The organism is Virgisporangium aurantiacum, from assembly GCF_016863635.1.
GTDB lineage: Bacteria > Actinomycetota > Actinomycetes > Mycobacteriales > Micromonosporaceae > Virgisporangium > Virgisporangium aurantiacum.
In genome coordinates this window covers 75,496-87,157 of sequence record NZ_BOPG01000031.1, presented here as the reverse complement: position 1 = coordinate 87,157, position 11,662 = coordinate 75,496, and the positions used below count along the sequence as shown (strand labels likewise).

8 protein-coding genes are annotated in these 11,662 nt (G+C 72.9%); 6 read left to right on the top strand and 2 right to left on the bottom strand.

Annotated features, from left to right (window positions below):
• Positions 1–160: 160 nt before the first annotated feature.
• From Vau01_RS24465 to Vau01_RS24450, 4 genes are read left to right on the top strand one after another with little or no spacing between them, the layout of a single operon-like run.
• The gene (locus Vau01_RS24465) at positions 161–838 is read left to right on the top strand and encodes a response regulator transcription factor (protein ID WP_203996714.1); all 678 of its coding nucleotides are present in this window, start codon (positions 161–163) and stop codon (positions 836–838) included.
• Positions 828–2,177, top strand: a complete 1,350-nt coding sequence (locus Vau01_RS24460) for a sensor histidine kinase (RefSeq protein WP_203996712.1) — start codon at positions 828–830, stop codon at positions 2,175–2,177. The genes Vau01_RS24465 and Vau01_RS24460 overlap by 11 nt, the downstream gene beginning before the upstream one ends.
• A 58-nt stretch (positions 2,178–2,235) precedes the next feature.
• A complete protein-coding gene (locus Vau01_RS24455; protein ID WP_203996710.1) occupies positions 2,236–2,574 on the top strand; it encodes a PepSY domain-containing protein in 339 nt (112 codons plus the stop codon).
• Positions 2,575–2,627: 53 nt separating this feature from the next.
• Positions 2,628–3,305, top strand: coding sequence for a DUF4232 domain-containing protein (locus Vau01_RS24450; protein ID WP_203996702.1), 678 nt, complete (start codon positions 2,628–2,630; stop codon positions 3,303–3,305).
• On the opposite strand, the gene Vau01_RS24445 is transcribed toward Vau01_RS24450, so the two are convergent.
• On the bottom strand, positions 3,277–6,168 hold the full coding sequence (locus Vau01_RS24445; RefSeq protein WP_203996701.1) for an AfsR/SARP family transcriptional regulator: 2,892 nt from the start codon (positions 6,166–6,168) through the stop codon (positions 3,277–3,279). The two genes, Vau01_RS24450 and Vau01_RS24445, sit on opposite strands and share 29 nt — an antisense overlap.
• A gap of 208 nt (positions 6,169–6,376) precedes the next feature.
• Here Vau01_RS24445 and Vau01_RS24440 point away from each other — a divergent pair, with 208 nt between their 5' ends.
• Positions 6,377–7,246: a hypothetical protein gene (locus Vau01_RS24440; protein ID WP_203996700.1), complete on the top strand. Its 870-nt coding sequence runs from the start codon at positions 6,377–6,379 to the stop codon at positions 7,244–7,246.
• 111 nt (positions 7,247–7,357) lie between these two features.
• Positions 7,358–8,398 carry a glycoside hydrolase family 5 protein gene (locus Vau01_RS24435; protein WP_239151813.1) on the top strand — a complete coding sequence of 347 codons (1,041 nt, stop codon included), beginning with the start codon at positions 7,358–7,360 and terminating at the stop codon, positions 8,396–8,398.
• 48 nt (positions 8,399–8,446) lie between these two features.
• On the opposite strand, the gene Vau01_RS24430 is transcribed toward Vau01_RS24435, so the two are convergent.
• On the bottom strand, positions 8,447–11,653 hold the full coding sequence (locus Vau01_RS24430) for a Calx-beta domain-containing protein (protein ID WP_203996699.1): 3,207 nt from the start codon (positions 11,651–11,653) through the stop codon (positions 8,447–8,449).
• Positions 11,654–11,662 lie beyond the last annotated feature (9 nt).

Here is an 11,662-nt window from a genome sequence, read left to right as displayed (position 1 = left end):
GGGCGGAATCCGTGTGTCTCCACCGGATCCTCGACGGCGAGCAGTTCCGCTCCCAGCCGGGCCCGTGACCCTGCTCCACCATGACCGTCCACGCGTCCGGTGAGGTTCCCGGTGACGCGTTCAGGGCGGGTTCAGCCGGCTCTGCGAGAATCGGTGCGTCGTGCGTGTGTTGGTGGTCGAGGACGAGCCGCGGCTGGCAGCGGGGCTGCGGGCCGGGTTGGTGGCGGACGGGTTCGCCGTCGACGTCGCCCTCACCGGCACGGACGGGCTGTGGCTGGCCCGCGAGGAGCCGTTCGACGTGATCGTCCTGGACCTGATGCTGCCCGGTGTCAACGGGTACCGGATCTGCCGGACGCTGCGGGACGAGGGGATCTGGACGCCGATCCTGATGCTCACCGCGAAGGACGGCGAGTGGGACGAGGTGGAGGGTCTGGACACGGGTGCGGACGACTACCTGACCAAGCCGTTCTCGCACGCCGTGCTCGTCGCCCGGTTGCGGGCGCTCCTGCGCCGGGGGGCGCCGGAGCGCCCGGTCGTGCTGTCGGCCGGTGACCTGCGGCTGGACCCGGCGGCGCGGCGGGCCTGGCGCGGCGCCACCGAACTCGCGTTGACCGGCCGGGAACTCTCGCTGTTGGAGTTCCTGTTGCGCCGCCGCGGCGAGGTGCTCAGCAAGCGGGAGATCCTGGCGCACGTCTGGGATTTCGACTTCGACGGCGACGCGAACATCGTCGAGGTGTACGTGCGGCACCTGCGCGACAAGCTCGACCGGCCGTTCGGACGGTCCGCGATCGAGACGCTGCGCGGGTCCGGCTACCGGCTGGCCGCCGATGGCGGCTGACATCGGGCGGTCCGTGCGGGGCTCGGTCCGGGTCCGGATGACGGGCGTCGCGGTCGCGGTCGTCGGGGTGACGCTGCTGGTCGGCGCGGTGGCGCTGGTCCTCAGCTTGAACGCGGCCCTGGTCCGGGAGGTCCGCGCGGCGGCCATGGTGCGCGCCGCCGACGCCGTCCGCGTGGTGGCGGCCGGCGGTGACCCGAGCGCGGCGGCGGCCGGGGACGACGACGTGGTGCTGCAGGTGCTCGGCCCGTCCGGTGCGGTGCTCGACGCGACGCCGAACGTGGCCGGGGAGCCCGCGCTGGTCCGGCTCGCCCCGGGCCGGTCCCGCCGGATCGACGTGACGTTCGACGACGACGATTTCCTGGTCGTGGCCGCGGCTGCCGCGGACGGCCGGACGGTGCTGGTGGGGCACAGCCTCGACACGGTCGTCGAGTCGACGCGGACGCTGGCGGTGCTGCTGGCGGTGGGGCTGCCCGTGCTGCTGCTGGTGGTCGGCGCCACGGCGTGGCGGGTGGTCGGCTGGGCGCTGGCCCCGGTCGACGCGATCCGCGTCGAAGCGGACACGATCACCGGCACGCAGTTGCATCGCCGGGTGCCCCGTCCGTCGTCGCGGGACGAGATCGGCCGGCTGGCGGACACGATGAACCGGATGCTGGACCGGCTCGAACTGGCCCGCGCCCGGGAGCGGCGGTTCGTGGCCGACGCGTCGCACGAGCTGCGGTCGCCGATCGCCGCCATCCGCCAGCACGCCGAGGTCGCGTTGGCCCATCCCGACGCCGTGCCGGCCGCGGAGCTGGCCCGGACGGCACACGCGGAGAGCCTGCGCATGCAGGCCCTCGTCGACGACCTGCTGCTGCTCGCCCAGGCCGATGAACAGACGCTGTCGGTGCGGCGCCAGCCGGTCGACCTCGACGACCTGGTGCTGGCGGAGGCGCGGCGGGTCCGGCACGAGGCCGACCACCTGCGGGTGGACACCAGCGGCGTGTCGGCGGCGCGGATCGACGGCGACCCGGCCGCCCTGCGTCGGGTGCTGCACAACCTGGGCGACAACGCCGCGCGTCATGCCCGGCACCGGGTCGCCTACGCCCTGCTCGACCGCGACGGGTTCGCGGAGCTGCGCGTCGACGACGACGGGCCGGGCGTGCCGGCCGCCGACCGGTCCCGCGTGTTCGACCGCTTCGTCCGGCTCGACGACGCGCGCGCCCGCACCGGCGGCGGCAGCGGTCTCGGGCTGGCCATCGTCGCGGAGATCGTCGCCGCGCACGGTGGCGCCGTCGTCATCGACGACGGTCCCCTCGGCGGCGCGCGCGTGACCGTGCGCCTGCCGCTGGCGCCGGACTGATCGTTCAGCCCGGGTTCAGCACCGCGGCGCCATTCTGTGCCGAACAGGAGGTGGAACCATGAAACGGAAGACACGCATCATCATCGTCGCGGCCGCCGCCGCGCTCGCCGCCTCGGCCATTGGCGGTGGAGTGGCCCTCGGCGGCCCGGCGAGTGACGACGAGACGCCCATCACCGGGCCGGCGCGCGCCCGGGCCGAGGCGGCCGCGCTCGCCTGGACCGGCGGCGGCCGGGTGACCGGAACCGAAGCCGGCGACGAGGAGAGCTACTACGAGGTCGAGGTCACGATGCCCGACGGAAGCCAGGTCGACGTGCAACTCGACGAGGCCTTCGCCGTCGTCGGCTCCGAAACCGACCGGTCGGACGACGAATCGGGCGACGAATCGGACCCGGCGTAAGATCCGCACACGTTCCGCACAGGATGCGCACAACGACACGCGAGGATCGCCGGATGACCATCGTCGGCACTGACCGCAGGGGGCGGCGGGTCGCGCGGTCCGTCGGGGCGTTGCTCGTGAGCGCCGGGCTGCTCGCCGGCTGTGCGCTGGTCGACGACGCCCGCCGCGAGTTCGGGTCGGACACCGACCCGGAGGCGGGATCGGCGCCGCGACCGGCAGTGTCGACGACGGGTTCCAGGTCGCGACCCTCGGCGAACCCGACACCTTCATGGTCCCCGTCCACGGCCGCGCCCGGCGTGTGTCCGCCGTCGGGGGTGCTCGTGCGGATGGGCGAGGTCGACGCCGCGATGGGATTGCGGGCGGCGGGAATCGAACTGGTCAACTGCGGCTCCGTTCCCGTCACGCTGAACGGGTATCCGGACGTGCGGGTCCTCGACGTCGGCGGGGCGGCCCTTCCGGTCGCGGTCGTCCACGGGTCCGCGGACATCGCGTTGCTCCCGAACTTCGACACCCCGCCCGCGCCGGTGACGGCCGCGCCCGGCGCGCGGCTGGTGGCGGGCCTCCTGTGGCGCAATCGGGTCGACATGGGTGGTGACGTGGTCAAGGGCACGTACCTGGAGATCGTCCCCGCTCCGGGCCAGCCGGCCCAGACGATCCGCCCGGACGGACCGATCGACCTGGGCACCACCGGCCGGCTGGGCGTCAGCGCCTGGACCGCCCCGCAACGCTGAACCGGACCGTCACCCGACGGAGTTTGGCGTGGACCGGTGCGACGTGCGGGTGGCCGAGCGCGGTCAGCAGGTCGGCGGCGCGCTGCCAGGCGGCGCAGGCGGCCCGGCGCGCGCCGAGGGCGGCGTACGCGTCGCCGAGGTGGTCGACGACCTGGGCTTCGACGGAGTGGTTCCGCTGGTCACGCATCAACCGGGCGGCCCGCCGGTATCCGGTGACCGCCTGGTGGTAGTCGCCCTGGCGGTACCGGGCGTAGGCGATGCTGTCCCAGCTCAGCGCCTCGCCGAACGGGTCGGTGAGGTGCCGATGGAGCGCGATGGCCCGCCGGCAGCAGTCGACGGCCTCCGCGTACCGGCCGAGGTGACCCAGGTGCCAGCCGAGCGCGTTCAACACCACCGCCCGGCCGTAGTCGTGTCCGGCCGCCTCGAACCGGGCCAGCGCCCGCCGGTCCTCCACCAGCGCCTCGGCCGGACGGCCCTCGACGGCGTGGACGCGGGCCAGTGCCCGGTGCGCGAAGCCCTCGCCGACCACGTCGCCGAGTCGCCGGTACGCGGCGAGCGCGTGGCCGAACTCCACCCGCGCCGGGTCGAACCGGCCCGAGGCGCCGTATCCGCGTCCCAGGCCGGTGTGGGCGTGCGCGAGCGCGGAGTCGTCGCCCAGGCGTCGCGCCGCGGCGACCGCGAGTTCGGACACGGCGACCTGGCCGGCCCCGTCGCCGCGCTGGCCCAACTGGTAGAGGCTCACCCAGGCCAGTTGCCAGGTCAGCCGGTCGGCGCCGACGCCGGCCGCGGACCGCACCGCCGCCACCAGGACCTGACACTCGGCCGCGAACCAGGCGGCAGCGGCGGCCCGGTCGGCGAAGCGCTCGGCCCGTACGCCCGCGACCGGTGGCGCCGGCACGGGCCGCCGGTCCAACGGCCGCAACAGGTCCAGCGCCGCGTGCGCGGTGTGCAGGTAATGCTCCAGCAGCCGGGTCAGCGCGCATCCGCCGTCCGCGGCGCCGGACACCTCGATGGCGTAGAGCCGCACCAGGTCGTGCATCCGGTACCGCCGCGGGCTGTCCTCACTGATCAGGTTGGCGTCGACCAACTCACGCAGGACCTTCCGGACCTCACCCGCGCCGTCGCCCGTGCCGGCGGCGCTCACCGCGGCGGCCAGGCCCGTGTCCGGCCCGGGTGCCGGACCGAGCCGGCCGAACATCCGGGCGGCCGGCGCCGACAGCGCGCGCACCGAGGTGTCCAGCACCGCACGCAGGCCGAGCGCCAGTTCGCCGGCGTCGAGCAGGTCCAGGCGCGTCTCCCGGTCGGTCAGGGCGCCGGCGAGGTCGGTGAGACCGGCGGCCGCGCCCGTGGCCGCCTGCGCGGCGACGATCCCCAGCGCCAGCGGCAGCCCGGCGCAGTGCGTCAGAAGCGCGTCGACCGCCGCCGGCGCGTCCGCCAGTCGGGCCGCGCCGAGCCGGATCCGCAGGACCTGCCGGGCCTCGGCATCGGTCATCAGGCCGAGCGGCACCGGGTGCGCTCCGTGCGCCGCGACCAGGGCGGTCAGCCGTCGCCGGCAGGTGACCAGCACCGCGCATCCGGACGAGCCGGGCAGCAACGGTTCCACCTGCGCGCTGTCCCGCGCGTTGTCGAGCACGACGAGGACCCGGCGGTCCGCCAACAGGCTCCGGTACAGCGCCACCTGGGCGTCCGGGTCGCCGGGCACCGCCGCGTCGGAGACGCCGAGGGCGGTGAGGAACGACCGGATCACGACGGCCGGCGCCAGCGGGCCACCGCCGGGGTCGAACCCGCGCAGGTTCACGTACAACTGGCCGTCCGGGAAACGGTGCCGGTGCCGGTGCGCCCAGCGCAGGGCGAGCCAGGTCTTGCCGATGCCGCCCGGTCCGCCGATCACCGACAGGACAACCGCGGTGGACGGCGCGGAAAACTCGAACGCGGCGGTCAGCTCGGCGAGCTCCGCCTCCCGTCCCACGAAAGACCCCGGACACGGCGGCAACTGCCGCGGAACCGGGGCCGGAACCACCGCCGGGACCACCGCCGGAACCACCGCCGGAACCACAGCCGGATCCATGGCCGGGACCACGGCCGGAGCCGGGTCGGTCTCCGGCGGTGACAGGACCGGATCGGCGCGCAGCATCTGCTGGTGCAGCCGGCGCAGCGGTTCGCTCGGTTCGGTGCCCAGCCCGTCGGCCAGCCGTTGCCGCAGGTCCTCGAAGTGGGTCAACGCCAGCGCCCGCTGGCCGCACCGGTACAGGGCGAGCAGCGCCTGGCCCGCCAGCCGCTCGTCCAGCGGGTCCCGGGCGGCGCGCACCAGCAGGTCGGACGCCACCACCTGGTGGCGGCCCAGCTGGAGAGCGAGGTCGTCGCGGGCGCGCTCGGCGACCCGCCGCCGGTGCGTGAGTTCGACGCGCAGGTCGTTCAGCCACGACGTCTCCAGGGCACCGAACGCCGGGCCGCCCCACAACGCCAGCGCCCGTTCCAGGTCGGCCAGGGCACGGCCGGCGTCGGGTGCGGTCCGGGACCGGCGAACCAGGTCGTCGAACCGGTGCAGGTCGACGTCGAGCGGATCGAGCTCCAGCGTGTACCCGCCGTGGCACCGCTCCAGCCGGACACCGGTGACGGCAAGGATCGAGCGCAACCGGGACAGGTAGCCGTAGAGCGCGTCGCGGGGCCGCCGGGGCAGCCGGTCGCCCCAGGCCCGGTCGAGCAGCACCGGCACCGGGACCGGGTGGTTGGCCTCGACCAGCAGGACGGCGAGCACACACCGCTGGCGGTCGTGCCCGAGGTCGAGCGGGCCGGCAGCCGGCCCGGCGTGGGCGTCCACGGTGCCGAGGAGGCGGAAGCGCGGTTCACTCGTGTCGCTCACATGCCTCCCCGGAGAACCGTCGGTACCGGACCGGCACCCAGTGTGCGGCAACCGGCGGCACGGTCGATCCCGCGGTCGATGTCACCTTGCCGACGCCCGGGCCACCGGAACCCCGCCGTCGAAGGTTTCCGCAAGAACCGTCGAAGGTCGCGCACCGACGCTGGGCTCCGCCGCGCCACATGGCGCACACCACTCAGAGGAGAACCCGTTGCGAAACTACTACCGGACCGCGGCGGTCCTGGCCCTGCTGGTGGCCGGGCTCGCCGTACCAGTCACCCCGGCCGTCGCGGCCACCGCGCTCAGCGGCGTACACGAGGAGATCGCCGAGAGTCTCAAGAACTCGGACCCGAGCAAGACCAAGGTGGCGACCTGCACGACCGGCACCGTGATCGGTGGCAATGCCACCATCGTCGATGGTGACGGCAGTGTGGCGATCTCGCAGATCGAGCCGGACATCTCGACCAACACCGTGACGGTCACCGCGAAGGAGACCGACAAGACCGACGCCGACTGGAAGGTCACCGCCCGCGCGCTGTGTGCCGACAAGCCGGCGGGCCTGGACCGGGTGCACCGCATCAGCCAGACGAACTCCGACCCGAAGACCCTGTTCCCCCATTGCTCCGGCGACCAGACGCTGCTCAGCGTCGGCTGGAAGGTCGAGGACGGCAACGGCGAGATCCTGGTGAACCAGGTCGGTGTGGGCACCGACGGCGACGCGGCGACGTCGGCGTCCGTGTCGGCGCGGGAGGACGGCGACTACGACGGCGACTGGACGCTCCACGCCTTCCTGCTCTGCGCCGACCCGATCGCCGGCCAGAACGTGACGTACGCGTCCACGGAGTCCAACTCGATCGACGAGCCGAAGGCGTTCGACGCGACCTGCTCGAACGGGCAGACCGCGACCGGCGGAGCCGCGATGGCCGTCAGCCTCGACGCGGCGACCCAGACGGAACTGCTCCTCGACTCGGTGTACACGCACAGCCTCGGCGGCACGTTCAACTCGTTCCAGGCAACCGCGTACGAGGAGGACACCATCAGCGACGACTGGTACCTGTTCGTGGTCGCCGTCTGCACCTGACGGTCTCATGTTCGTCTATGTCTGTTTGTGGGCGAATCGGTTCGACCGATCGCGCAACCGTTCACAGGGGGTTAACAAGGACGACACACCCCCGTGTGGAAGGACAAGACATTGACGAACGACAAGCCCCGTCGGCGATCACCGGGTCGCGTCCTCATCGGCGCCCTGGCCGCGCTGGCGCTGATCCCGGTCGCTGTCATCAGCGGCGCATCGCCGGCCGGCGCGGCCACCAACCAGTTCCGGGGCATGAACTGGGCCGTGCTCGGTGACAACTTCAGCACCGGTCCACTGGTCCTGAGTGGACTCAGCCAGTCCGACAGCAACGCGACCGTGCGGGCCAAGGCCAACGCCCTCTACGACGACATGGCGGCGATCGGGGTCAACACCGTAAGGCTGCCGATCAACACGCACACCGTCGGCACCACCTGGTGGAACGCCTACCGGGGCGCCATCGACGCCGCCACCGCCCGCGGCTTCAAGGTGATCCTCGCGTACTGGGAGGACGGCGCCGCCTCCGGCGGCCGGATCACCAACATCGCCGCGTGGAACACCATGTGGTCCAACGTGACCTACACCTACGGGTCCAACACCAACGTCTACTTCGAGCCGATGAACGAGCCGCACGGCTACAGCTCGTCGGAGTGGCGCACCGTCGCCGCGAACTGGATGAGCTACCACTACTCGGCGGTCCCGGCCCGGACGCTCATCGGCGGCACCGGCTACAGCCAGGACCTGCGCGACATCTGCAACGACAGCCGCTTCAGCGGAACGCTGCTGTCCTTCCACCACTACGCGTTCTTCTACAGCGCGATGACGTACGACGCGTTCCGGAGCCACATCCAGACCCGCCTCGGCAACTGCGCCTCACGCGCGGTCGTCACCGAGTTCGGCGCGCCGATGTCCACCGGTCTCAACTACGCCAACGCGAGCAGCACCGACAACTTCGTGCGGCACATCCGCGCCGTCACGCAGGTCATGCGCGACAACCAGATGGGCGGCACGTACTGGCCCGCGCTCGGTGGCAAGCCCACCGGAAGCTCCGGCTACGACTACTACTCGATGTTCGCCCTCAGCGGCAGCGGCACCAATCTCAACCTGACCGTCCGCAACGCCTCCGGCCGCGACCGCATCCGGTACGGCTGGGGACTGTGACGCACCGGCGGTGGCGGCTCTCCGGCCGCCACCGCCGCGGAACCCGTGTCACGGGTCGTCGTCGACGATGGTCACCCCGGCCACCCCGAACCCGCCGACGGTGGCGTTGGTCGGCTCGGTGAACGCGATGAGCGCTGCTTCGTCGGCCTCGTCGACCGTGTCGCCCTTCACGGTCAGCGCGATGGTCTTCGACGTCTCCCCCGGCTGGAACGTCAGCGTGCCGGTCGGCGCCTCGAAGTCACCCGGGAAGACCGCGTAGCCGGGCTGCGTGAACGGCGCGTACCGCACCGTGACCGGTCGCCCGCTCGGCGCCGACAGCGTGACCGGCACCTGCACCACCGTCGTACCCGCGTCTCCCTCCACAATGGACGGTGCGAAGCCCGGCTGGACCGCGGGAAGCGCGTCGTCGTCCACAATGGACACTCCACCGACCCCACCGAACCCGCCCACCTTCGCGTTGCTGGCGGCGTAGAAGTGCACCAGCGCCATTTCGTCGTTCTCGTCCAACCGGTCACCGCGGATCGTCAGCGAGACCGTCTTGGCCGTCTCGCCGGGCAGGAACGTCAGGCGGCTCCACACCGCGTCGTAGTCCTCCGGCCAGGTCGCGCTTCCGGGTTGGTTGGTCGAGACGAACTCGGCGGTCACCGGCACGTTGACCCGCTCGGAGAGCGTCACCGGGAACTCGACGGTCTTCGTGCCGGTGTCGCCCTCGACCACGGTGGCGGCGGCCGGTACCACCAGCGCGGGCCGGAACGCCGTGTACGCGTACGCCGTCGTCGCTGCCGTGGCGGGCACCTGGGCCTCGATGACACCGGTTCGCGCCAGCGTCAGGTCGACCAGGTGGTAGGGGCCGTTGCGGGCCGCCGCGTACAACACGGCGCCGCGGAACGACAGCCGCAACTGCCGCGCGCCGGCGGCCAGCGTGCCGGTGACCTCGGCCGTGCCGAGCAGCGTGCCGTCGGCCGTCGCGAGGCCACCGGACAGCGTGTACTCGCCGGCCTGGGCCACCGTGACGTTCACGTCGAGGTTCAGGGCGTCGGCGAGCCCGTCGGGTCCGGTGGCCAACCCGGCCGTGTACGTGCCGGGCAGCGTCGCGCCGCCCGCGCCGACCGGCAGCCGGGCGAAGGCGAGCCGCTGGGTGGCGCCCTCGTGGGTGACGCTGACCGCGTGCTCACCGGTGACGGTGGGCGTGTGGGTGGCCACCGCGTCGGACCCGGACGCCGTGAACGTCAGCGGCGTCTCGGTGCCGTCGGGTGCGGTGACCGTCCCCACCAGACCGGCCGCAGCGGCGTTGACCACGCGGATCTGCCGCGCCTGGTTGGGGGCCGCGACCGGCGGTGTCACCTGCACGGCCAGCCTCGCCGCGGCGGCGCCGAACACCATCACGAGCGCGTCGGCCGGCTGGCTTCCCGGGTTGGCGAGCACCAGCGGCTGGTTCGACGCGCTCTGCACCGTGCCGCCCAGCGCGCGTCCGATCGGGTGGCTCTCGGCCCCCAGCGCGGTTCCGCCGACGGACCCGGTCAGCGCCGTCTGGTCGGTGAGGACCGCCACGTTCACCGACCCGCGACCGCCGATCGGCAGCGTGACGGTCGCCGAACCGCCGGCCGGCACGGTGACGGCCTCGAAGTGCAGCAGCGCCTGCGGATTGTCGGCGGCCGCCCGCGCCCCCGACACGCCACCGGGTACCGCGCCACACGGCCCGTAGTCGCGACCGCGCGGGACGAGGCTGCAGTACGCCCGGTCCGCCACGTCGCCGGAGGTGAGGAGGCCGGAATGGGTGGCCGGGAACTGACCGGCGGAGACGTGCCCGCGGCCGGCCAGGTACTCGACGCTCGACACCGGCACGAGGCCGTCGTTCGGGCCCACGAACGCGCCGTAGGCGAGGCACAGGATGCAGTTGGAGTCGCCGGCGATCGTCCGGTACACCACGTTCGGGTTGTCCTGGACCGACGCGTTCAGCCGGTTCTGCACGAAGTCACTCGTGAGGCCCCACAACGCGTCCTGCTCCCCCCGGCAGGGGCCGAACCGGTTGACGATCCGGCGCATGATGGTGCGCGCGGCGAGCCGCCTGGCGTACCCGGTGGGATCGGTGCTGAGGTCGCCCAGCGACAGGTTGTAGGCGCCGCACCCCACGTCGGCGATCATCGTCCCGCCGTTCGGGGTCGCGATCATCACCAGGTTGCGGACCAGCGGCGAGCGCTCGATCGCCGCGCGGGAGTCGAGCCCGCCCTTGGAGTGGGCGATGATGTCGATGGGCGTCACCCCGAGGAAGGTCGCGATGTCGGCCAGCCGTTGCTGTATCAATGACGCGTTCGCCGCGCTGCTCGCCTGCGACCCCACCCCGATCGGCCAGAGGAACGCCGTCGCGCACGGGGCCGCCTCCTCGATGGTGGCACCGGCCTGGCGGAACTCGGCCACGAGCCGGTCGAGCAGGAACGCGCGCAGCGTGTCGAAGTCGGCGGACGAACCGCCGAATCCGTGCACCAGCGCGATCGGCTTGACCCGTCCGGACACGCACGCCGGGGGCAGGGGCACCGCGGCGTGGATCAGCCGCAGCGACATGGTGCCGGCGGCGGGCTCGGCCGTGAACCGGTCGACCTCGATCCGGTACCGGCCGGTCTGGGTGAGCCGGCCCAGCGCATGCGAGATCGATCCGGTGTGGCAGCCGCTGTTGGGCAGCATCGTGCCGTCGGGTTTCCGGATGCTGACGAACGCCCAGCAGCCCGCCGTGGTCGACGACGTCGTCAGCAGGTTCAGGTTCTGGCCCGCCACCCCGTCGAACGTGACCCAGGCCTCGTCGGTGCGGCTGGCGAAGGTCAGGTTCAACGCGGTGCCCGCGACGGTGATCGCGCCCGTGTGCGTGGGCGGCACCGAGTCGAGTTCGATCGTCACGAACCCGCCGATGCCGTCGTTGTTGCGGTCGGCCTCGAACTCGATCCGCACCGGGCCGATCGCCCGCGGCGTGCCCGGATCGAAGTCGGCGCCCCACGGCACCGCGGGAGGGCCCGAGCACCCGAGCCCCCGGCTGTAGCCCTCGCCCCAGACCAGGTTGAAGAACATGTTGGAGCAGTTCGTGAACTTCAGCCGGACCCGGGCGGCGCCGTCCCACTGGAACGTCAGATCGGTCTTCTGGTGCGAGGCCAGGGTCACGGTGACCGGCGGCCCGTCGACGACGATGGTGCCGGCGGCGAGCGGTGCGGGCGCCGCGGTTGCGCGTCGCGGAACAACCGCCGCCTGGATCAGGCCTGCGACCAACAGAAGGAC